18 protein-coding genes and 1 tRNA gene are annotated in these 20,943 nt (G+C 71.5%); 11 read left to right on the top strand and 8 right to left on the bottom strand.

Going from position 1 to position 20,943, the window contains the following annotated elements; all coding sequences use genetic code 11:
* Positions 1 to 6: 6 nt before the first annotated feature.
* Together ACFWP7_RS04640 and ACFWP7_RS04635 are read right to left on the bottom strand one after the other, a co-directional pair.
* A complete protein-coding gene (locus tag ACFWP7_RS04640) occupies positions 7 to 927 on the bottom strand; it encodes a spermidine synthase (protein ID WP_384375884.1) in 921 nt (306 codons plus the stop codon).
* A gap of 104 nt (positions 928 to 1,031) precedes the next feature.
* Positions 1,032 to 1,469 (bottom strand): hypothetical protein, encoded by a 438-nt coding sequence (locus ACFWP7_RS04635; RefSeq protein WP_384376125.1) that lies wholly within the window; start codon positions 1,467 to 1,469, stop codon positions 1,032 to 1,034.
* A 310-nt stretch (positions 1,470 to 1,779) separates the two neighbouring features.
* Between ACFWP7_RS04635 and ACFWP7_RS04630 the strand changes: the two genes are divergently transcribed.
* Positions 1,780 to 3,318 carry a hypothetical protein gene (locus tag ACFWP7_RS04630; protein WP_384375881.1) on the top strand — a complete coding sequence of 513 codons (1,539 nt, stop codon included), beginning with the start codon at positions 1,780 to 1,782 and terminating at the stop codon, positions 3,316 to 3,318.
* 35 nt (positions 3,319 to 3,353) lie between these two features.
* Here the strand turns inward: ACFWP7_RS04630 and ACFWP7_RS04625 are convergent, their stop codons facing one another.
* On the bottom strand, positions 3,354 to 3,950 hold the full coding sequence (locus tag ACFWP7_RS04625) for a histidine phosphatase family protein (RefSeq protein ID WP_384375878.1): 597 nt from the start codon (positions 3,948 to 3,950) through the stop codon (positions 3,354 to 3,356).
* 332 nt (positions 3,951 to 4,282) lie between these two features.
* Between ACFWP7_RS04625 and ACFWP7_RS04620 the strand changes: the two genes are divergently transcribed.
* From ACFWP7_RS04620 to ACFWP7_RS04590, 7 genes are all read left to right on the top strand, one after another.
* Positions 4,283 to 5,332: a phosphatase PAP2 family protein gene (locus tag ACFWP7_RS04620; RefSeq protein ID WP_384375875.1), complete on the top strand. Its 1,050-nt coding sequence runs from the start codon at positions 4,283 to 4,285 to the stop codon at positions 5,330 to 5,332.
* The gene (locus ACFWP7_RS04615; RefSeq protein WP_384376122.1) at positions 5,283 to 6,443 is read left to right on the top strand and encodes a hypothetical protein; all 1,161 of its coding nucleotides are present in this window, start codon (positions 5,283 to 5,285) and stop codon (positions 6,441 to 6,443) included. The genes ACFWP7_RS04620 and ACFWP7_RS04615 overlap by 50 nt, the downstream gene beginning before the upstream one ends.
* Positions 6,434 to 8,029 carry a hypothetical protein gene (locus ACFWP7_RS04610; RefSeq protein WP_384375872.1) on the top strand — a complete coding sequence of 532 codons (1,596 nt, stop codon included), beginning with the start codon at positions 6,434 to 6,436 and terminating at the stop codon, positions 8,027 to 8,029. Before ACFWP7_RS04615 ends, ACFWP7_RS04610 begins: the two co-directional genes overlap by 10 nt.
* Complete coding sequence (locus ACFWP7_RS04605) at positions 8,026 to 9,372, top strand: AAA domain-containing protein (protein WP_384375870.1); 1,347 nt, start codon at positions 8,026 to 8,028, stop codon at positions 9,370 to 9,372. The genes ACFWP7_RS04610 and ACFWP7_RS04605 overlap by 4 nt, the downstream gene beginning before the upstream one ends.
* Positions 9,373 to 9,556: 184 nt before the next feature.
* A complete protein-coding gene (locus tag ACFWP7_RS04600) occupies positions 9,557 to 9,946 on the top strand; it encodes a hypothetical protein (RefSeq protein ID WP_384375867.1) in 390 nt (129 codons plus the stop codon).
* A gap of 274 nt (positions 9,947 to 10,220) precedes the next feature.
* Positions 10,221 to 10,823, top strand: coding sequence for a bifunctional DNA primase/polymerase (locus ACFWP7_RS04595; protein WP_384375864.1), 603 nt, complete (start codon positions 10,221 to 10,223; stop codon positions 10,821 to 10,823).
* Positions 10,814 to 10,887, top strand: a tRNA-Lys gene (locus tag ACFWP7_RS04590). Before ACFWP7_RS04595 ends, ACFWP7_RS04590 begins: the two co-directional genes overlap by 10 nt.
* A 141-nt stretch (positions 10,888 to 11,028) precedes the next feature.
* On the opposite strand, the gene ACFWP7_RS04585 is transcribed toward ACFWP7_RS04590, so the two are convergent.
* Positions 11,029 to 12,423, bottom strand: a complete 1,395-nt coding sequence (locus tag ACFWP7_RS04585; protein ID WP_384375861.1) for a M6 family metalloprotease domain-containing protein — start codon at positions 12,421 to 12,423, stop codon at positions 11,029 to 11,031.
* A 297-nt stretch (positions 12,424 to 12,720) separates the two neighbouring features.
* Between ACFWP7_RS04585 and ACFWP7_RS04580 the strand changes: the two genes are divergently transcribed.
* On the top strand, positions 12,721 to 14,757 hold the full coding sequence (locus ACFWP7_RS04580; RefSeq protein ID WP_384375858.1) for an EAL domain-containing protein: 2,037 nt from the start codon (positions 12,721 to 12,723) through the stop codon (positions 14,755 to 14,757).
* Between the two features lie 9 nt (positions 14,758 to 14,766).
* Here the strand turns inward: ACFWP7_RS04580 and ACFWP7_RS04575 are convergent, their stop codons facing one another.
* The 3 genes from ACFWP7_RS04575 to ACFWP7_RS04565 all read right to left on the bottom strand — a co-directional run bounded on the left by ACFWP7_RS04575 (position 14,767) and on the right by ACFWP7_RS04565 (position 17,737).
* Entirely contained in the window at positions 14,767 to 15,858 is a 1,092-nt protein-coding gene (locus ACFWP7_RS04575) for an LLM class flavin-dependent oxidoreductase (protein WP_384375855.1), read from the bottom strand.
* Positions 15,859 to 16,223: 365 nt separating this feature from the next.
* Entirely contained in the window at positions 16,224 to 16,955 is a 732-nt protein-coding gene (locus ACFWP7_RS04570; RefSeq protein WP_384375852.1) for a decarboxylase, read from the bottom strand.
* Complete coding sequence (locus ACFWP7_RS04565) at positions 16,952 to 17,737, bottom strand: aspartate/glutamate racemase family protein (protein WP_384375849.1); 786 nt, start codon at positions 17,735 to 17,737, stop codon at positions 16,952 to 16,954. The genes ACFWP7_RS04570 and ACFWP7_RS04565 overlap by 4 nt, the downstream gene beginning before the upstream one ends.
* Positions 17,738 to 17,941: 204 nt before the next feature.
* Here ACFWP7_RS04565 and ACFWP7_RS04560 point away from each other — a divergent pair, with 204 nt between their 5' ends.
* On the top strand, positions 17,942 to 18,889 hold the full coding sequence (locus ACFWP7_RS04560) for a D-2-hydroxyacid dehydrogenase (RefSeq protein ID WP_384375846.1): 948 nt from the start codon (positions 17,942 to 17,944) through the stop codon (positions 18,887 to 18,889).
* 84 nt (positions 18,890 to 18,973) lie between these two features.
* On the top strand, positions 18,974 to 20,377 hold the full coding sequence (locus ACFWP7_RS04555) for an amidase (protein ID WP_384375844.1): 1,404 nt from the start codon (positions 18,974 to 18,976) through the stop codon (positions 20,375 to 20,377).
* Here the strand turns inward: ACFWP7_RS04555 and ACFWP7_RS04550 are convergent.
* A complete protein-coding gene (locus ACFWP7_RS04550; RefSeq protein ID WP_384375841.1) occupies positions 20,374 to 20,886 on the bottom strand; it encodes a DUF3830 family protein in 513 nt (170 codons plus the stop codon). The genes ACFWP7_RS04555 and ACFWP7_RS04550 overlap by 4 nt on opposite strands.
* Positions 20,887 to 20,943 lie beyond the last annotated feature (57 nt).

Here is a 20,943-nt window from a genome sequence, read left to right as displayed (position 1 = left end):
GACGGCTCAGCGGAAGACCGATGGCGGCGGCGCGGGTGACGCCACCGCCGCCGCGTCCGTGACCGGTATGGCTCCCCCGGTGAAGTCGGCGAGATCCTTGCCGTGTTCGACTCGTCCGGGGTGCGGGTCCGAGGCCGCCCGGCGGGTCAGTTCGGCCAGCGGGAGCGGACGGGCGGAGCCGACGAGGACGGCGTTGCCGAAGCGTTTGCCGCGCAGCACCGTGGGGTCGGCGATCAGCGCGAGTTCGGGGAAGACGGCCGCGGCGGTGGCGATCTGGCCGCGCAGATGCGCGAGCGGCGGGCCGTCGGCGAGGTTGGCGGCGTACAGGCCCCCGGGTTTGACGGCCCTGCGGACGTCGGTGAGGAATTCGACCGAGGTGAGGTGGGCCGGCGTGCGTGCCCCGCTGAACACGTCCGCGATCACCAGGTCCGCCCAGCCGTCCGGCACCTTCGCGAGTCCTTCACGGGCGTCCAGGGAGCGCACCCGGATGCGGGCGCCGGGATCCAACGGCAGCTCGCGGCGGACCAGTTGGACGAGAGTGGCGTCGCGTTCGATGACCTGCTGGGTGGAGCGGGGGCGGGTCGCGGCGGTGTAGCGGGCGAGGGTGAGGGCGCCGCCGCCGAGGTGCACGGCGTGCACGGGCTTGCCGGGCGGGGCGACGAGATCGATGACGTGGCCGAGGCGGCGCTGGTACTCGAAGTTCAGATACCTGGGGTCGTCGAGGTCGACGTGCGACTGCGGGGCGCCGTCGATCAGCAGGGTCCAGGCGCGCGCCCGGTCCCGGTCGGGCATCAGCTCGGCGAGCCCGCCGTCGACCGCCTCGACGACGGCTTCGGCCGCGGCCGCCTGCCCGCGCCGCGAGCCACGCCCGGCGTCACGACCCGCGTCGCGCCCGTCGTCGGACCGCTTGTTCCTCGCCCTTGCCATCCCGCCATTATCGGGGCGTAAGGGCGGGTCGGCTCAGCGGCGGATTCGGTGGCGGGTCCAGCGGCGGGTTCGGTGGCGAATTCAGTGGCGGCCCTTTGGGCGTTTCAGCGGCAGTTGTCCGCCGCCTCGATCAGCCGCGCCGCCTCTCCGAGCGCCGCTCGCAGTACCGCCGGGTCGGTCGCGAGGTCCGCGTCGCCCGGCGGAAGGAGCCAGTCCGAGCCCTCGACCGGGGGTTCGGGGGCCAGTCTCAGGCCGCGGCCGTTGGTGTGCGTACAGGTGCTGCCCGGCATGTCCCAGGCGTCCGCGGTGCCGGGCGGCACCAGGAAGCCGAGGGTGTCGCAGCCGTCGTCGTGCAGTACGGGTCCGACGGCGTCGCCCGAGCCACGGCGCAGGATGTCGACCGCCTCCAGGCCCTGCCGCGTGGGCACCGTCACCAGGTCGCAGTCGGCAACCGGTTCCGGTGGAGCGCTGGACTCCGGCGACGGCCGGTGCTGCGCGGTCGACAGCGGCGTACGGAACTCGGTGGTCTGCCTGGTCTCCATCCCGGCCTCCAACACGGAACCCCTCCTCCTGACGAGTGGGTCGGGAGTTCGGGTGGGGCTCCCGGTCCACAGAGTTCAACGCGTCAGAACGTCAACGGCTACGGCGTAACACCGCCGCAAAGGATGGCAGTTCATGGCAGATCGTGGATGAGATATCCGGTTTGTAGCCAAACCCAGCGTAGGGACACCGTCACAGCAGGTACGTTCTTGCTCCGCCGGACGCAGGGCACCCATAGGGCACAACCCGGGTAACTCGTCTTGAATCCGGCACGGTTCGACGGATCGACGGATCGCAAGAGAGGGCCCGACCATGGCGTCGTCAACGGTGACCTCGTCCCAGCCCCCCAGGGCATCGCGACCGAACCTCGCCTTCCGGCGGCTGCGCGCGCAGCGCTCGCCCGGCGAGTTCGCCGCGGCGGTGCGGCGGGCCGCGCGTGAGATCGGCGAGCGGGTCAGCTGCGACGCGCGCTACATCGGGCGCGTCGAGGCGGGCGAGATCCGGTGCCCCAACTACGCGTACGAGCGGGTGTTCCTGCACATGTTCCCCGGCCGCACGCTCACCGACCTGGGCTTCGCGCCCCGCTCATCGGTACGCGGACGCGGAGCGCGCGACACCGACGAAGCGCTCCCTCCGCACCCTGCACGCCCTTCTCACGCCTCACCTGAGACGGAGGGGGCGCGCGAGACGTATGAGACGTACGAAGCGCAAGACCGGCCGTATGAAGCGCAAGACCTTCGATACGACCCGCATGACCCGCACGATCGGTGCCACTCGTACGACCCGCACGATCCGTACGAGAACCACGAACAGGACCACGAGGAGAGCGACGTGCAGCGTCGCGCATTCATGACGGGAGGCACCGCCACCGTGGCGGCTGCCTCACTGATGCCCTTCGGGGTCGCGTTCGGCTCCCCCGCCGCGGCCGCGGACCGGCGTGTCCACCGGGCGGGCACGTCCGAGGCCGGCGCCCTCGAAGAGGCGGTACGCAAGATCCGGCTGCTCGACGACCGGCACGGGGCCGACGGTCTCTACCGGCGGGCCGCGGCGCCGCTGCGGACGGCGTACGAGTTGCTCGACGCCGGCACCACCCGGCAGGCGACCGCCGACCGGCTGTACGCGGGCGCGGGTGAACTGGCCATCTCGGTGGGGTGGCTGGCGCACGACTCCGGGCGCTTCGACGACGCACGCTCGCACTACGCGGAGGCGCTCGCGACCTCGCGGATGTCCGGCGACCCGGCTCTGGAGGCCCACGCCTTCTGCAACACGGCGTTCCTCGCGCGCGACGCGGGGCGCCCGCGCGAGGCCGTGCGCGCGGCGCAGGCGGCGCAGCGGGCCGCGCGCCCGCTGGGCTCCCCGCGACTGCTGTCGCTGCTCGCGCTGCGTGAGGCGGGCGGCTGGGCGGGGCTCACCGACCGGGCGGGGTGCGAGCAGGCGCTGGCGCGTGCGCAGGCCCTCTACGAGCGGGGTCCTTCGGATACGGATCCCGAGTGGATGACCTTCTACGGAGAGGCCGAACTGGAGGGTCTGGAGGCGCAGTGCTGGTCGACGCTTGGCGACTGGCCCCGCGCTGCCCGGCACGCACACCGGGCCGCGGCCCTTCAGGACCCGCATTTCGCCCGCAACCTGGCCCTGTACACCGCCGAACTCGCCGACGACCTCGCCCGCGGTGGCCGCCCCGACGAGGCCGCCGTCGCGGGACTGCGTGTCCTGGACCTTCTGAACGAGGTCCAGTCCTCGCGCATCCAGACCATGCTGGCGGGAACGGCGCGGGTGCTCCTGCCGCACCGGAGGGCGTCGGGCGTCGGGGCGTTCCTGGACCGGCACGCGTCGCTGCCGCGATCGGCGTGAGGACGGTCGCCGGCGCCGAGAATCAGCCCCTGTGATCACGCGGTCAGATGGCCGCAGTCGTTCCACGACTCGATCGCCGGCTCGCCATAGGCCCACCCGAGCATCGACAGCGAGGTCGGATTGAGGCGGACGCGGGCCGCGAAGTCGATAGGGAGGCCCAGCCAGCGGGCTCCTATGGAGCGCAGGATGTGGCCGTGGGCGAAGATCAGCACGTCACGGTCGGCGGCGCGGGCCCAGGCGACGACCTCGTCCGCGCGCGCGGAGACCTGTTCCCGGGTCTCGCCCTCGGGGACACCGTCACGCCAGATGAGCCAGCCCGGCCGGACCGCCTGGATCTCGGCCGGGGTCATGCCCTCGTACGCGCCGTAGTCCCACTCCATGAGCGTGTCCCAGGTGGTCGCGCGGTCCCCGAACCCGGCGAGTTCGCACGTCTCACGCGCGCGTGCCAGCGGACTGGTGCGCACCTCCACCCCGTCCAGCCCGTCGAAGGGCGCCCGGTGCAGCCGCTCGCCGAGCAGCTTGGCGCCGCGCCTGCCCTCTTCCAGGAGCGGGACGTCGGTCCTGCCGGTGTGCTTGCCGGACAGCGACCATGCCGTCTGTCCATGCCGGGCCAGCAGGATGCGCGATGCCATGGAGAGATGCCTTTCCGATGGGTGTGGGGAGGGATTGTTCGGGTGTGGGGAGAGAGTTGTTCGGGTGTGGGGAGAGGGTCTTTCAGGTGTGCTGGGTGGGTCGTCAAGGTGTGCGGGATCGGTCATTCCCATCATCGCGCACCCCCTCGCCGGGCAACCCGGGGGGAGATCTCTGCGTCTTTGACGACCGAGGGGCGCCCGTTCGGGGAGTTCACATACACCGTAAAATCGAATGTGGCCACGGATCTTCGTGTGCAGACTGTGCAGACCTCGCTGTCGGCGGACCGTGCAGACTGTCGGGTCACCGCAAGCAGATGGGGGAGGGCGATCGGATGCCGCAGACCGATGCACCGCGCGCCGAGGCGGCACCACGCGCCCGGCTTCGCCGGTGGACGGAGCTGCGTACCTCCGGGGGATCGCGGGCCCGGCTCCGCTGGTGGACCGAGCTCCCGCTGATCCTGATGGTGTACGCGTGTTACTCGGCGGGCCGGCTGCTCGCCCGGGGCAATGAGGCGGGCGCGGTCGACCACGGGGTGGAGATCCTGCGCATCGAGAAGGCGCTCCGGCTGAACGCCGAGCACCCGCTGAACCGCCTCTTCACCCGCGAGGCCTGGCTCGGCATACCCGCCGACTTCTGGTACGCGTCCCTGCACTACCTGGTCACGCCCACGATCCTGATCTGGCTCTTCCGGTCCCGCGCCGTGCGCTACCGCGCGGCCCGCACCTGGCTCATGACCTCCACGTTCATCGGCCTGATCGGCTTCACGCTGCTGCCCACCTGCCCGCCCCGACTGCTCGACGCGAGCCATGGCTTCGTCGACACGATGGCGCAGTACAGCGACTACGGCTGGTGGGCCGGCGATGCGAGCGCCCCGCGCGGCCTGGGCGGCATGACGAACCAGTACGCGGCGATGCCGAGCCTGCACGTGGGCTGGGCGCTGTGGTGCGGAGTGATCCTGTGGAAGTACGGCCGCACGCCGGTGGCCAAGGCCGCGGCCGTCGCGTATCCGCTGATCACCACGATCGTCGTGATGGGCACTGCGAACCACTACTTCCTCGACGCGGTCGCGGGCGCCGCGGTGATGGGGGCCGGGCTGCTGTTGACCCCCTTCATGATGCGGGTCGCCGACCGCGCGAGGACGACACTGGGCGCGCGTTTCGCACAGGTCGTGGGCGTGCCTTTCACCAAGGTCCCCGGCGCCCTGATCGCACGGGCCTCGGGCACCTCGCGCGGCGCAGGTTCCTCAATTGTCAGTGCGGGGTGCCAGACTTCCGCGGGTGAACGATTTCCCCGACAGCGCGAGTCCCGTACCGGGCCCGAAGCCGAGCCGGGTGCCGCCCCCACGGACGCGGGGGACGGCGCTGCGGCAGCGGCTCGCTGACCTGCGCGGCCCGGCAGTACCCCCCAAGGCGCTGGATGCGCGCGCCCTCGCGGCGCTCGCCGCCAACCCCGGGTGCGACCGGCGGGCTCTCCTGGACGGCGCGGGGGTTGACAAGGCGAAGCTGGCGGAAGGCCTGGGCTCGCCGTCCGCCTTCGGGCAGTCACAGTTCGCCTTCATGCGGGGCAACGCGTTCGAGGCCCGGGTCAAGGCCGACGGGGGCGCGGAGCTGCTCCGCCTCGTGCACGAGAAGCTGGACCCCGGTGCCGAGCCGCCCGCGTCGGGGCGCGTGCCCGACCTCTCGGCGGTCGGCCCCCAGGGGCGCGCGGCCCGTACGGCCCTCGCCCTGCGCGAGGCCACCGATGTCGGCGCCTGGACCCTGCTCGACCATCCCATGATCGCCCTCGATGTCGCCGGCTCCCCGGCCTTCCTGGAGCCCGACGCGGTGGTCGTGCACCCCGACGGCGGCTGGACCGTCGTCGAGATCAAGTCCTTCCCCATGCTGGACGGTTCGGCGGATCCGGCGAAGGTGGGCGCGGCCGCGCGCCAGTCCGCTGTGTACGTACTGGCGTTGGAGGAGGTGGCCGCCCGGCTGGACCCCGCTCCCGAGGTCCGCCACCGCATCCTCCTGGTCTGCCCCAAGGACTTCTCCAATCTCCCGACCGCGTCCGCCGTCGACGTCCGCAAGCAGCGCGCGGTCACCCGCCGCCAGCTCGCCCGCCTCACCCGGGTCGAGGACATCGCCGACGCCCTCCCCGAAGGCACCTGCTTCTCCCCCGACCTCTCCGCCGACGCCCTCACGGCCGCGGTCGAGTCCGTCCCTGCGACGTACGCCCCCGAGTGCCTGGCCGCCTGTGAGCTGGCCTTCCACTGCCGCGGCCGCTCCCGCGCCCAGGGCGCGGTGACGTCCTTGGGGCGCTCGCTGCGGGCCGAGTTGGGCGGGCTGACGACGGTGGGTGACGTGCTGGCCGCGGCCCATGGAGAAGCCGGGGATCCGGCCGATCCGGCGGTCGCGGCGCTGCGCAGAGCGGCGGAGCTGCGGGCCGAGCCCCTTGGAGTACGGCCGTTGGAGCTTGGGCCCTCGGGAGTCCAGGAGGGCGCCGTATGTCGCTGATCGCCACGCTCGCCCGTCTCGAAGCCGTCGACAGCGGCCGGGCCCAGCCCACCGCCACCGTGCGGCACCGCCATCTCGCCGAGCGGCCCCTCGTGTTCGTGCCGCTGATCACCGCGGGTGAGGCCGGGGCGCCGCTCGGGGCACTCGTCGGGACCGAGCGGGACGCGCCACGGCTGCTCGTCGTACCGCAGCCAAGGGACCGCGACCTGCGGTTCGCGTTCCTCGCCGAGCTCGCGGACGTCGTACTGCCGTACATCGACTCGTACGCGGACGTGGTGGAGGCCGCCGAGCGCAACGAGACCGATCCGGAGACCGGCAAGCGCGTCAAGGTCGAGGTCGAACTGTGCGCGGACGCACCGCAGTTGATCGTGCCGAGCCGGTCGGGCGTGGAGTTCGTACGACTCCTGGGGCGCTCCATGCGTTTCAGGCGCACCGCCGAGGAGGAGCCGGAGGCGCCCCATCCGGCGCCGCCCCGGGTGCCGTTGCTCGGGCGGTGGATGACGCATTACGGGGAGCGGGCCCGGGTGCCCGGATCCGCGCTGCTGCTCGCCCTCACCGACGTCCTGTCGCGGCACTGGGCCACCGGGCAGAGCAGTCTTGAGGACCAGCACCTGGGAGCGCTGCTCGCCTGGATCGACCCGGCGGACGGCGCGTCGGGCGCGGAGGCGGCGCTGCGGGCGGAGTTGCTGCGGGACTCCCGGGGGCAGCTCGTCTGTCCGCCCGCAGGACCGGCCACCGACCCGGCCTTCGACAACAGGCTGCTGGCCCCCGCCATCGAGCGCTACAGCCGGGCACGCACCGCACTCGCCGCCGCCGAGGACGGCATCGAGGCGGACGACCGGCTCGGTGACCTCGTCAATGCCGAGCGGGAGATCCACTCCCTCGTCGAGAGCGTCACGCGGCCCACCTGGGACGCCGTGTGGCGTGGCCTGGACCTGCTGCGGGAGTTGCCCGAAGGCGCCCACGCGGCCGACCGGTGGACCCGCGACCGCTGGTCGTTCACCGGTCATCGCGACCGGATCACCGCGGGCGAACCCCCGCAGCCGCGTCGCGACGACGCGGTCACCGCGGCCAACAAACTCGCCACACGCGAGCGGGAACAGGCCCGCCTGGAAGCCCAGGAGGCCCTGGACGACACCCTTGTCATGGCCGGACGGCGGCTCGGCGGTGAGGCCTTCGCGGGCGAGGTCATCGATGTCGTCATGGCGTACAGCGAGGGCAAGCGGCCGAGCCCGCGCCCCCTGGTCACCGTACGGACGGAGGACCGGCCGCATCTGGGGCAACGGGCGAAGGTGTACCGCTCGTTGAGCGGGAAACCGCAGGCGGCGGAGTTCGTCGCGGCCGAGGAGGACGGCGCCCTGATCGTCCTGCGCGTGGTCGACAAGATGGGGCGCGGCAAGGAGCCCGAGGCCGGGTCCGTGCCGGAGAAGGGGGACCTTGTCTGCTTCACGCTCTTCGAGCACGAGCAGCGCGGCGGGGCGAAGCTGCCCGACCCGGAGGAGACGCCCTGGACGCACGGCGGGCCGCCGGGTGAGGCCGACGCAGTACCCCGTCCCGACCAGGTGACGGAGGAGGACGTCCTGTGACATCCCCGACGAGCACCGACTTCGATCCGGGCACCGCCGCCACCCGGGCGACCGACGCGATCCTCCACGACACGCTGCACGGCACACATCGCGGAGTCGTGGTCGACTCCCCGCCCGGCGCGGGCAAGTCCACCCTTGTCGTCCGGGCCGCGCTCGAACTGGCCTCCGCGGGGCGCCCGTTGATGGTCATCGCGCAGACCAACGCCCAGGTCGACGACCTAGTGCTGCGGCTCGCCGAGAAGGACCCCGAGCTGCCCGTCGGGCGGCTGCACAGCAGTGACCCCGACCCGTACGACAAGACGCTCGACGGCCTGGCGAACGTACGCAAGTCCACCAAGGCGGCCGATCTGGCGGGCCTCGACGTCGTCATCTCGACCGCCGCCAAGTGGGCGCATGTCAAGGGCGTCGAGCCGTGGCGGCACGCGATCGTCGACGAGGCCTACCAGATGCGTTCGGACGCGCTGCTGGCCGTCGCGGGGCTCTTCGAGCGGGCGCTGTTCGTGGGCGACCCGGGGCAGTTGGACCCGTTCGCGACCGTGGGATCCGAGCAGTGGGCGGGCCTGTCGTACGACCCGTCGGCGTCCGCCGTGACGACGCTGCTCGCCCACAATCCCGAACTGCCCCAGCACCGGCTGCCGGTGTCCTGGCGGCTGCCCGCGTCGGCGGCGCCGCTCGTCTCGGACGCGTTCTACCCGTACACGCCGTTCCGCAGCGGTACGGGCCACGGTGACCGGCGGCTCGACTTCGGTGTCCCGTCGGACGGTTCGGGTCCCGACCGGGTCATCGACGAGGCGGCGGAGGCGGGTTGGGGGCTGCTGGAACTGCCGGCCGGGCACACACCTCGTACGGATCCCGAAGCGGTACGGGCCGTGGCCCAGGTCGTACGCCGACTCCTGGACCGGGGTGGGGCGGCCACGTCGGAGCGGTCCGCCGAGCCGGTGCCGCTGACCGCCGACCGGATCGCCGTCGGCACGGCCCACCGGGACCAGGCCGCCGCGGTGCGGGCCGCGCTGGTCGAGCTCGGCGTCTTGGACGTCACCGTCGACACGGCGAACCGGCTTCAGGGGCGGGAGTTCGATGTGACGGTGGTTCTGCATCCGCTCTCGGGGCGGCCCGACGCGACGGCGTTCCATCTGGAGACGGGCCGGTTGTGCGTGCTCGCGTCCCGGCACCGGCACGCGTGCATCGTGGTGTGCCGGGCGGGGGTGACGGACCTGCTGGACGATCATCCGTCCACGGAACCGGTTCAGCTGGGGGTCACCGTCAAGTTTCCCGATGGTTGGGAGGCGAACCATTCGGTGTTGTCCCATCTGGGCGAGCATCGGGTGGCTTGGCGGCCGTAGCTCACGCTTGGTGGGGAGCGGCAGCTCCCGCCGGTGGGCGACCGCCCGGTGGGCGCCCGCAGCTCCCGCTCGGTGGGCAACCCCCGGTTCGCTGGTTCCCCGGGCCCTCTTGCGCCGCCGGGGGACAATAGACGGTGGCCCGCTCGCAAGGCGTGCCCTGAGAACCGTACGAGGAGGAGAAGACATGGCGGAGCCCACGCCGCGTCAGAACGAACCGCGGCTACGCCCCGCGCCCCTGCTCTTCGAGCCGGCGGAGGCCGCCGGCGATCCGGAGCATTTCTTCGACCTGGAGTCGATAGACGATCCGCAGGCGCTGCTGGCGCGGGCGACGGAGCTGACTCTGGCGTTTCGCGCCGCGGCTGACCGGGCCGTCGAGTTCCAGGCGGTCGCCGCCGCGCAGTTGGCCGATCCGCGACGCTTCGACCGGCTCACGGCGGCCGCGGTCGCGGAGCGGGCCGAGTGGACCGAGGACTACGCGAAGAAGATGATCGAGTTCGGCCGCGATCTGCTTCGGGGGGTGGAAGGCAGCGGGCGGGCGCATGGGCTTGGGCATGGGGTTGGGGACCATGCGTGATGCCGGGGGCGCCTGGGGTGGGGTGGGGGGTTTCGCCCCCCCCACCTCTACCCGCCTCTACCCGTCCCTTGTCCCTGGATGCTGCCGCCCCCAGGCCCCCTCTGACGCGCTGACGCGCTGACGCGCTGACGCGCTGACGCGCTGACGCGCTGACGCGCTGACGCGCTCGTCCTCAAACGCCGGACGGGCTGAAATACCGCATCCGACCCTCTCCTGTCCCGGTTTCCGGCAACTCTCGGAGACCGCATGCTCACCGCCGGTAGATGTTGTTGCCATGAGCACACAGAATCCGGCGGGCGAGTTCGACGTCTCGGGTGTCACGTCCGAGGGAGTCGCCTGGCTCGCCTCAGCAGGAACGTACCCACGCAGCACGCTCGCGCTCTGGGAGGAACGGCCGAGCGCCCCGGTCGTGCTGCCCTGCGGGAGCGCCTTCGACGTCGTGAACGTCCCGGCGGTCTTCGGGCGGTGGATGCTCGACCGGCTGTGGGACGAGGGGCCGGGCTCGGGCCCGGTGGCCGCGTACCGCGGGCGGATGCTGCTGTTCGCCGCGCCCGGTACGGCACAGCGACTGCCCTCGCTTCTCGAATGGGAGGAGTCGGGCTCCCGGAGCGAGGGGATTCCACCCCTGCTCTGCCACGGCATCGGCGACGCGGTCACCGTCCCCGCGCCGAGTACCCACGACTCCGGCGATCCGAGCCCCTCCTGCCGCCTGGAATCCCGCTGGCTCGTCGCCCCCGACACCCGGCATCCCTGGCTCCCGGGCCCCGAGATCCTGCTGTGGGCAACCGTACGGGCAGCCCGCGCGGCAGTGCGGATATCGATTTTTCCTCCCCAGGACTTGGATGCTAAGGTCTACGACGTCAGCAGGCGCCGCTAGCTCAGTTGGTTAGAGCAGCTGACTCTTAATCAGCGGGTCCGGGGTTCGAGTCCCTGGCGGCGCACGCTAGCGATGGCGAGATGGTTCGCGGAATACGCGAACGGTCTCGCCATCGTTGTTTTTGCGCGGCTTCGCCGCGCGTTGTGGGGGCTTCGCCACCCACGCCTCCGCCGAGGTCGGCCACGGTGACCGCCCGCTCGAAAGCTCACCCGGTCGTGATCTTGACCGTCCACGCCCCCGAAGCCGTCCGGTCCTCCACCTCGATCCGTACGTTCTCGCCGGGTACCGTGAAAGTCTCCCCGAGTACCACCGGGGCGTCCGCGAGCGGCGGGTAGACCGAGTCCTCCCAGCAGGACTCGGAGCGGGGGTGCGCGTCGAGGACCTCGATGGGGCCGCGGCCGGACTGGGCCTCGCTGCGGACGCGGTAGACGAGGACGCCCTGCGTGCACGTCGACCCGTCGTTGCCCGCCGAGCCGCGCGCCTCGAAGGCGAGCACACTGCCGGGACCCGTACGAACCACGGCCAGTTTGGTGCCCCGACCGGAACCGAAGGCCCGCGCACCGGAGGTGCTGGAGCCGGCGGAGTCGCCGAGAGCTCCCGCCGCGCCGACCGTCGCCGGCCCCGCCCCCAAAGGCTCCAGCGTCAGCCGCGTACTCCCCCGGCCACGCACGCACGCGACCTGGCGCGGTTCCAGCCAGCCCAGCTTCCACTTGTGCCAGCCGAACAGGTCGGGGGCGAGGCCGAACTGGCTGCCCATGAGGTCCCAGTCACCGACATAGGTGTCCCAGTCGCCCTTGCCGTCGACGGGGCGGTGGTAGAGGTCGGGGAGGTCGAAGACATGGCCCGTCTCGTGGGCGAGGACGAGACGGTCCGGCGGGTGCTTCTCGAAGACGGTGACGACCCGGCGGATGGCCTTGCCGTCGGCGCGCAGGGGGGTGTCGAGGTTGACGACCTTCGTCGCGTCCGAGTCGACGCCCGGCGCATCTGGGTCGGCCACGAAGTAGACGATGCCGTAGCGCGAGAAGTCGACCTGCCGGTCGGCCACGGCGATCGCGTCGCGCAGATAGGCGGCGCGGTGTGCGGAGTTCCAGTCGCGCTGTATGGCGTACGCCGTGGAGGGATGCGGCATCCGGATCCAGTCGCGCTGCGGGTGCGGGCGCACCGTGAACTTGCCGTAGGAGGCGCGCTCGAAGAAGTGGCTGGTGGCCGGGAAGTAGTCGGCGGTCAGTTCGGCGGGCGTGGTCTGCGGCTGCGAGTCGGGGAAGGACAGGAAGACCATCACCGCGTCGAGGGCGCGGGTCGGGCGGGTGTAGGCGGCGTTCCAGGTGTCGAGGCCCTCCGAGTGATGCGCCTCGGTCCGCTTCAGGGCGCACAGTTCCGAGCGGGGTTCAGCGAGCGCGGGACCCGGCAGCAGTGAGGTCGCGGCCAGCGCTGACATCGAGGTGAACACGGCCGCGGTGCTGCGCCAACGGGGCGCCCCGTCACGGGTGAAGACCCGCAGAACCTCACGGGTGAGCTCCTTCAGTGGGAGCGGACGCGGCACATCGACCTCCGGATGCGGATTTCGGAACACCGCACCCAGCCTGTGATGGTTCGTCATACTTTGCCCTGTTTGTCTACACCAGAAGGGTGAGAGGGCAGGAGAGGGCGACACCCCGAACACTCACGGAACGTCACATGCGATCGGAGGAGGAAGGAACCCGTCCAGATGCAGGCAGAAACGATCTGTCAGAACGGGTGGTTGTTCCGGGACACTGGACAGTGGCTGCGACTCCCCGGGGCCAGCCTCTATGATCGGCACACTTTCCTGCACGGACACGGCTTGTGCGGCCGCCCATCACCGGCCGACCACCCCAAGAGACCCATACGAAGAACGAGTGCACTGCGGGAGCGAGCGGTGAGCGGAACGTCCGAAGGGCAGGCGCCCGCGGCAGACTTCGTCCGGCCGGCCGTCACAGAGCGTCACATCAATCATTCTCCCCGTACGCCCGCCGGGCCACCTCCCGGCCCCTCCGCATCCCCCGGGACACCTCCCGTCGCATCCGTCCCCACCGAAACGTCTCCTGGCACATCCGTCCCCACCGAAACGCGTGCCGTCGCATCCGACCTCACCGAGACGCCTCCCGGCACACCTGCTCCCACCGAGACGCCTGCCGTCGCATCCGACCCCTCCATGACGCCTCCTGACGTGGCGTCATCCCGTGCCTTCCAGGCCGCGTTCGCCACCGCGCCCCTCGCGATGGCAGTCGTCAACCGCGACGGCCTGGTCGTCACGGCGAACGAGTCGCTGGGCACGCTGCTCGGCAGCGACTCCGGCGTCCTCGCCGGGCAGATCGCCTCCGACCTGATGGATCTGGCGTCCGACGCCCGCACCTGGCACGCGTACCGCGAGGTGCTGCGCGGCCGGCAGGCCAGGCTGCGCTGCACGCGTCGGCTCAAGCACCCCGACGGGCACTCGCTCTGGGTCCAGGTGACGGTCTCGCCGCTGCCCGCCCAGGAGCGGGCGGTGCTGCTCTCCGTCTCCGACATCAGCGCCCGGCGTGAACTCCAGGCGCGGCTACGGCACTTGCAGATGCACGACGCGGTGACCCGGCTGCCCAACCGCACCCTGTTCTTCGAGCGCCTGACGGCCGCGCTTGAGGCGGAGGCGTACGAGGAGGGCGGCACCGGCCGGATCGGGCTCTGCTATCTGGATCTGGACGGGTTCAAGGCGGTCAACGACACCCTCGGCCACCGGGTCGGGGACCGGCTCCTCGCCGCCGTCGCGGAACGCCTCACGCGCTGCGCGGAGGAGGCGGGCCACGCACGGGCGACCACTCCCCTGGTGGCGAGACTGGGAGGTGACGAGTTCGCGCTGCTCGTCGAGGACTCCACGGGAACGGAGCAGTTGGCCGACCTCGCCGAGTCCGTCCTCAAGTCACTGCAGGCGCCCTTCGACCTCTCCGGTCAGCGGCTCTCCGTCTCCGCGTCCATCGGTGTCGTCGAACGCCGGGCCGCCGGGACCTCGGCGACCGGGCTGATGCAGGCCGCGGACACCACGCTGTACTGGGCGAAGGCGGACGGCAAGGGCCGCTGGACCCTCTTCGACCCGGAGCGCAACGCGCACCGGATGACTCGCCAGGCCCTCTCCTCCACCCTCCGCGCCGCCGTCGAGCGCGGTGAATTCACCCTGGAGTACCAGCCGTTGGTGGGCATGGAGGACGGCAGCGTGCGCGGAGTCGAGGCGCTCGTCCGCTGGAACCACCCCCAGTTCGGAATGCTCACGCCGAATCGGTTCATCGGACTGGCCGAGGAGGACGGCTCGATCGTGCAGCTCGGCCGCTGGGTCCTCGCCACCGCCTGCCGACAGGCCCGCCGTTGGCAGTTGGACCACCCGGACGCCGCAGCGATCTTCGTCAGTGTGAATGTGGCGGTGCGTCAGGTCTGGGACTCCGACCTGGTCGCGGACGTGGCGGAGATCCTGGCGGAGACCGGACTCCCGCCGCAACTCCTCCAGTTGGAGCTCACCGAGTCCGCGGTGATGGGCTCGGCGGGCCGTCCCCTCCAGGCCCTGCAGGCCCTCAGCGACATGGGCGTACGCATCGCCATCGACGACTTCGGCACCGGTTACTCGAACCTGGCATACCTCAGCCGGCTCCCGGTGTCGGTGCTCAAGCTGGACGGCGCCTTCGTACGGGGCTTCCAGTACGAGAGCCGCGACGGCACCGACGCCCACCCCAACCCCGCCGACGAGGTCATCGTCGAGGCCCTCATCCAACTCGCCCACCGGCTGGGCCTTACGGTCACCGCCGAATGCGTGGAAACCGCCTCACAGGCCTCCCGCCTGCGCGGTATCGGCTGCGACACCGGGCAGGGGTGGCTGTACTCGCGCCCGGTGGCGCCGGATCGTATCTCCGCACTGCTGGAGGCGGCGGCGACCTGCGGTCAGGTCTGAGCAGCGGGTTCAGGCTCCCGGCAACCCGTAGGCGTCCGCGATCAGTTCGTACGAGCGCAGCCGTACGTCACCGGTGTGGGCGTGGGACGTGAGCATCAACTCGTCCGCGCCCGTGCGCTTCTGGAGGTCGTCGAGGCCGGCGCGGACCTCGCCGGCGGTGCCGTGGATGACGTTGGCGTTCCAGGAGGCGATGAAATCCTGCTCCATGGGGCTGAATTCGTATGCCGCGGCCTCTTCCGGCGTCGGGACCAGGCCGGGGCGGCCGGTGCGCAGGCGGACCATGTTCAGTGCGGCGGCGAGCACCTGCCGACGGGCTTCCTGCTCGTCGTCCGTGGCGAGGGCGGAGACGCCGATGAGCGCGTACGGGGCGTCCAGGACGGCGCTCGGGCGGAAGGACTCGCGGTAGAGGTCCAGGGCCGGGATCGTGTTCTGGGCCGAGAAGTGATGCGCGAAGGCGAAGGGGAGGCCGAGGGTTCCGGCCAGCCGGGCGCTGAAGCCGGAGGAGCCGAGGAGCCAGATCACGGGGCGGTGCGGGGACTGGACTCCGCCGGGGGAGGTCGACTGGATCGGGCCCGGGACCGCGTGGATGCGGGCGTAGGGGTGGCCGGAGGGGAAGCTGTCGTCCAGGAAGCGGATCAGCTCCGCGAGCTGTTCGGGGAAGTCGTCGGCGCCTTCGTGCAGGCGCTCGGTGCGGCGGAGGGCCGCGGCGGTCGCGCCGTCCGTGCCGGGGGCCCTGCCCAGGCCCAGGTCCACTCGGCCCGGGGCCATTGCCTCCAGGGTGCCGAACTGTTCCGCGATGACCAAGGGGGCGTGGTTGGGGAGCATGACGCCGCCCGAGCCGAGGCGGATGCGGGTCGTGTGGGCTGCCAGGTGGGCGAGGATCACGGCGGGGGACGAGGATGCCACGCCCGGCATGGAGTGGTGTTCGGCCACCCAGTAGCGGTGGTAGCCGCGGGATTCTGCGAGGCGGGAGATCTTGACGCTGGTCTGGAGGGCTTCGGTCGCTGTGTGGCCTGCGCCGACTGTGACCAGGTCCAGTACGGAGAGGGGGACCGGGGCGGTGCCCTGTGCCGTGCCGCGGATCTCGTCCGTCTCGTTCACCGGGGGTGCCTCCTGTTTTCGTACGTTGTGTCGTCCGCGGATTACGAACAGGAGGGTGTCTCCGTTTATTCCCGGGCGGCCCGGGTGGGTGCTGGGGTGGAGCTGTTTTCGCCCCCTCCGCCCCTACCCGTCCCGTATCTGGGGGCTGCGCCCCCAGACCCCCGCTGTCGGCCTGAGCGGCCTCGTCCTCAAACGCCGGACGGGCTGGATGGTGCTGGCCGGGGATGAAGACTTCCGCCCCACGGGCGGCTGGGGGATCGGCATGGCTCTGCCTCCTCCTCAAACGCCGGACGGGCTGAAAATCTTTGGCCCCGGCCGGGGCTGAGGAGCGGGGTCTGGGGCGGAGGGGGCGAAAAACCCACCCCTCACACCTGCACCCGCCGCTCCCTCGTGAACAGCTCCCCCAGCTCGGGCGCGTTCACGCGGCGGTCGGTCAGGCGTAGGGCCTCCCAGACGGTGACCTGGTTCGCGGTGAGGACGGGTTTGCCGAGTTCCTTCTCCAGGGCCGGGAGGAAGGAAGCGGTGTGGAGGGCGGTGTCGGGGACGAGGATCGCGTCCGCGTCGGGGTGGTCTGCGGCGCGGGCGAGGGCGAGGGTCTCGGCCTCGCCCCAGGTGCCGACCTCCGCGGCGGTGACGATCCCGGAGGCGCGCACCGCGACCACATCGACCCCGGCGTCCTTCAGGAACGCGGCGAAGAGCGCGGTCACGTCGTCGGGATAGGTCGCAGCGATCGCGACCCGCCGAACCCCCAGCTCCGGCACCGCGTGCGCGAAGGCGAACGACGTGGAGGAGGCAGGCAGCCCTGCCGCTCGCGCGAGGGCGCGGACCTGCTCGTGGGCGCCCTCCCAGCCGTACACGAAGCTGCCGCTGGTGCAGGCCCACACCACCGCCTCGGCGCCCGACAGACGCAGTTCCTCGATGCCCGCCACGAGCCGGTCCTGCGAGCCCATCTCCAGGAGCGCGTCCACGCGGTGCGCGTCCTCGCCGATGTCGGTGTGGACGAGGGAGAGCCGGATGTCGCTGCCGAGCAGCTGCTCCATGCGCGGGTAGTCGTCCTCGGCCGAATGGCCCGGGTAGAGGAATCCCAGTGTGGTCATGCCCAACCTTCCTGCGGGTTCTGTTCCGGCAGTACGGGCCCCCTACGAGCTGATTGGTCCAGCAGCGCCTGATAGGGGCCCACGGCTCGGGTACCCAGATGCCGCAGGGCTGCCCACATCGTGACCTGGTTGGCCGAGATCACCGGGATCCGCAGTTCGGCCTCCAGCTGGGGGATGACGTCGTACGTCGGAAGGTTGGTGCAGCTGATGAAGAGCGCGTCGGCCGAGTCCCGGACGCTTGCGCGGGCCATGTCGACCACCTCTCGGTACGGGACCTTCCAGATATGGCTGGTGAGGCCCATGTAGGCGCGGCCGGTCACGGTGATGCCCGCTTCGGCGAGGTACTCCTCCAGGGACTGGGTGACCGAGACGGTGTAGGGGGTGACGAGCGCGATACGGCGGGCGCCCAGCTCGTCCAGCGCTTCGAGCAGGGCGCCCGAGGTGGTGAGCGAGGGGACCGCGCCGGCCCGTGTCATCGCCTCGCACATCGCCCGCTCACCCGCGACACCGCCGACGAAACTGCCCGAGGTGCACGCGTAAGCGATGATCTCGGGCGCGACCGCGTTCAGCGCGCGCACCGCGTCGCCGAGCGTCTCGTGCTCGGAGACCAGGCGGGCCAGGTCGAGGCTGACCTCGACCGGCACGAACGGGGTACGGGTCAGGTGCAGCGAGACATCGTCCGGGACCCAGCGCCACAGCTCGCGGTCGAGGGCGAAATCGAAGGGGGCTACGACGCCGACACCGCGTTGCGGACGGGGTCCGCCGAGAAAGGAGACGTCCATGGCAGGCACCGGCCTCACAAAGGGAAACGGGTGAGCAACGGACCATGAGCGGGTCCGTGTTGACGAAGGTAGGTTCGGGTGCGAGCGTGGTCAATCCGCGCATCTCAGACGGCTACGGCCCACCCTCACCTCTTCAGCGAAGCCCCCTTCGACGAAGCACCCCTTCAGAGAAGCGGACCCGTATTGCGAAACGGTTTCCCGACGATGCCCGATACGACTCTGCTTGTCCTCGACGCCGAACCGCTCCCCCGCCTCGGCAAGCTCACCGGGCGGGTGCGGGTCGAGCACGCCGACGCCTCCACGCTGGCCGACCGGCTGTCGGCGGCCGATGTGCTGCTCGTCTGGGACTTCAGCTCGCACGCCGTGCGCCACGCCTGGCCCGGTGCGGGTCCCAGACCCCGTTGGGTGCACACGGCGAGCGCGGGGGTCGACCACCTCATGTGCCCCGAACTCGCCGCGTCCGACACGGTGGTGACCAACGCGCGCGGAGTCTTCGACCAACCGATCGCGGAGTACGTCGCCGCACTGGTCCTCGCGATGGCCAAGGACCTGCCGAGGACCTGGGACCTGCAACGGCGGCGGGAATGGCGGCACCGGGAGTCGCAGCGGGTGGCGGGCACCCGCGCGTGCGTGGTGGGTTCCGGTCCGATCGGGCGGGCGATCGTCAAGTCCCTCAAGGCACTTGGCATCACCACGGCTCTGGTGGGGCGCACCCCGCGCACCGGTGTCCACGGACCCGCTGAGCTGGACCGGCTGATGGCGCGCGCCGACTGGGTGGTCTCCGCGGCGCCGCTCACCGAGGCCACGCACGGCATGTTCGACGCGCGGCGCTTCGGGATGATGCAGCCGTCGGCCCGCTTCATCAACGTCGGACGCGGGCAGCTCGTCGTCGAGGACGCACTCGTCGAGGCGCTGTCGAAGCGGTGGATCGCCGGGGCCGCGCTGGACGTCTTCGAGCACGAACCGCTCGGTCCCGACAGCCCGTTGTGGGAGGTGGCCGGGCTGATCGTGTCGCCCCACATGAGCGGGGACACGATCGGCTGGCGTGATGAACTCGGCACGCAGTTCGTGGAGTTGTTCGAGCGCTGGGAGGCGGGGAAGCCGCTGGCGAACGTCGTCGACAAGAAGCGCGGGTACGTATCTGGTCACTGAACCCGGTCACCGAAGCCGGTCGCCGAGCCCGGTAACCGAACTCCCGTCACCACCCACCCTGCTGTACTCCCTTTGGAGGGGCCGATGTCGGAACTCACCGAGCTGACCGCCGTGCAACTCGTCGACGGCTATCGCAAGGGCGAATTCAGCCCCGTGGACGTCACCCGCGCGACCCTCGACCGGGCCGGTCGAACCCAGGCCGCGGTGAACGCTTTCGTCCGGCTCGACACGGACGAAGCGCTCGCACAGGCAGGGGAGTCGACGGAGCGGTGGCGGCGTGGTGAGCCCGCGGGCCTCCTCGACGGCGTCCCGGTCACGGTCAAGGACATCTTCCTGCTGCGCGGCGGCCCGACCCTGCGTGGCTCCAGGAACACAGATCCGCAGGGCAGTTGGGACGAGGACGCGCCGTCCGTCGCCCGACTGCGCGAACACGGCGCCGTGTTCCTCGGCAGGACGACGACACCCGAGTTCGGCTGGAAAGGCGTCACGGACTCGCCGCTCTCCGGTGTGACACGCAATCCGTACGACGGCTCACGCACCGCGGGCGGCTCCAGCGGCGGGAGCGCGGCGGCCGTGGCGCTGGGCGCGGGCCCCCTGTCCCTCGGCACGGACGGGGGCGGCAGTGTCCGTATCCCGGCCGCTTTCTGCGGGATCTTCGCGCTGAAACCGACGTACGGCAGGGTGCCGCTGTATCCGGCGAGCGCGTTCGGGACGCTGGCGCATGTGGGGCCGTTGACCCGGGACGCCGCCGACGCCGCGCTGATGATGGACGTGATCAGCGGGCCCGACGCGCGTGACTGGTCGGCGCTCGGGCCGGTGAACGGCTCCTTCGTGGACGCGCTGGAGGGTGGGGTGCGGGGGCTGCGGGTCGCGTACTCGGCCTCGCTCGGCGGGCAGGTCGCGGTCCAGCCGGCCGTCGCGGCGGCGGTACGGCGGGCGGTGGAGCGGCTCGCGGGGCTCGGCGCCCATGTCTCGGAGGCCGACCCCGACTTCACCGATCCGGTGGACGCCTTCCACACGCTCTGGTTCTCCGGCGCGGCCCGCCTGACCCAGCATTTCGGGCCCCACCAGCGGGAGTTGCTCGACCCCGGCCTCCGTGAGATCCGCGATCTCGGCGCCCGCCACAACGCACTGGAGTACCTCGCCGCGGTGGACGTCCGCATGGACCTGGGCCGGCGGATGGGCCTCTTCCACGAGTCGTACGACATCCTGGTCACACCGACGCTCCCGCTGACCGCCTTCGAGGCGGGCGTCGAGGTCCCCGCTCGGTCGGGCCACCGCCGCTGGACGGGCTGGACCCCCTTCACGTACCCCTTCAACCTCACCCAGCAGCCCGCGGCGACGGTCCCGGTCGGCGTGGACGGCGACGGACTTCCGGTGGGCCTGCAGATCGTGGCCGCCCGCCACCGCGACGACCTCGTCCTGCGGACGGCGCACGCGCTGTACACGGCGGGCGCTGCGGGAGTCCCCGCTCCCGAGCTCGCCTAACGCTCGGCCCGCCGGAAGCTGAGCGTCTCCCCCAGCGCCCCGGAGCGCCACAGGTCGTTGCAGGCCTCGGCCATCGCGTCGAGGCCCTCGGTCACCTGGCCCCAGACGATGCCCGGCACCCAGCCGACGTCGCCGTTGAGCAGCAGGTTGTTGCGCTCGTAGAAGAGGGCGAGGTCGACGACGGTGGTGCCGGGGCGTACGCCGGCTTCGTAGCCGTACGCCTTCGTGCCCAGCTCGGTACCCGCGAAGGCGAAATAGCACAGATCACCCGGTATGGGGGTGACTGTCGGGTTCTCCAGGGGTGGTTCGGCGGGTGCGAAGGGCGGGAACAGGGCGTAGATCTCGTTGCGCGCGTACTTCGCGTGGTAGACGTCGCCGCTCAGCGGGAGGGCGTCCCACACCGCGGCGCAGGTGATCGGCGCGCGGTCGTCGAGCAGTTTCGCCGTGCAGTGGACTCCCCGCTTGACCAGGGAGATTTCGATGTGCCGTGCGGTATCGCGGTCGGTCATGCATTCCATGGTCCCGCCGCGGTCAAGGGGGCGTCAGGGACGCAAGGAGCCGTACGG

This window comes from Streptomyces sp. NPDC058470 (assembly GCF_042721055.1).
Taxonomy (GTDB): Bacteria; Actinomycetota; Actinomycetes; order Streptomycetales; family Streptomycetaceae; genus Streptomyces.
The sequence above is the reverse complement of the archived record's forward strand: the minus strand, read 5'-3'. Positions and strand labels throughout refer to the sequence as shown.

Bases quoted from the DNA above. Each gene is read 5' to 3' on its own strand.
- ACFWP7_RS04625 (WP_384375878.1), bottom strand. From the start codon at position 3,950: ATGGCATCGCGCATCCTGCTGGCCCGGCATGGACAGACGGCATGGTCG.
- ACFWP7_RS04600 (WP_384375867.1), top strand. From the start codon at position 9,557: ATGGCGGAGCCCACGCCGCGTCAGAACGAACCGCGGCTACGCCCCGCG.
- ACFWP7_RS04635 (WP_384376125.1), bottom strand. From the start codon at position 1,469: ATGGAGACCAGGCAGACCACCGAGTTCCGTACGCCGCTGTCGACCGCG.
- ACFWP7_RS04620 (WP_384375875.1), top strand. From the start codon at position 4,283: ATGCCGCAGACCGATGCACCGCGCGCCGAGGCGGCACCACGCGCCCGG.
- ACFWP7_RS04630 (WP_384375881.1), top strand. From the start codon at position 1,780: ATGGCGTCGTCAACGGTGACCTCGTCCCAGCCCCCCAGGGCATCGCGA.
- ACFWP7_RS04550 (WP_384375841.1), bottom strand. From the start codon at position 20,886: ATGACCGACCGCGATACCGCACGGCACATCGAAATCTCCCTGGTCAAG.
- ACFWP7_RS04560 (WP_384375846.1), top strand. From the start codon at position 17,942: ATGCCCGATACGACTCTGCTTGTCCTCGACGCCGAACCGCTCCCCCGC.
- ACFWP7_RS04565 (WP_384375849.1), bottom strand. From the start codon at position 17,737: ATGGACGTCTCCTTTCTCGGCGGACCCCGTCCGCAACGCGGTGTCGGC.
- ACFWP7_RS04640 (WP_384375884.1), bottom strand. From the start codon at position 927: ATGGCAAGGGCGAGGAACAAGCGGTCCGACGACGGGCGCGACGCGGGT.
- ACFWP7_RS04570 (WP_384375852.1), bottom strand. From the start codon at position 16,955: ATGACCACACTGGGATTCCTCTACCCGGGCCATTCGGCCGAGGACGAC.
- ACFWP7_RS04555 (WP_384375844.1), top strand. From the start codon at position 18,974: ATGTCGGAACTCACCGAGCTGACCGCCGTGCAACTCGTCGACGGCTAT.
- ACFWP7_RS04610 (WP_384375872.1), top strand. From the start codon at position 6,434: ATGTCGCTGATCGCCACGCTCGCCCGTCTCGAAGCCGTCGACAGCGGC.
- ACFWP7_RS04595 (WP_384375864.1), top strand. From the start codon at position 10,221: ATGAGCACACAGAATCCGGCGGGCGAGTTCGACGTCTCGGGTGTCACG.
- ACFWP7_RS04585 (WP_384375861.1), bottom strand. From the start codon at position 12,423: ATGACGAACCATCACAGGCTGGGTGCGGTGTTCCGAAATCCGCATCCG.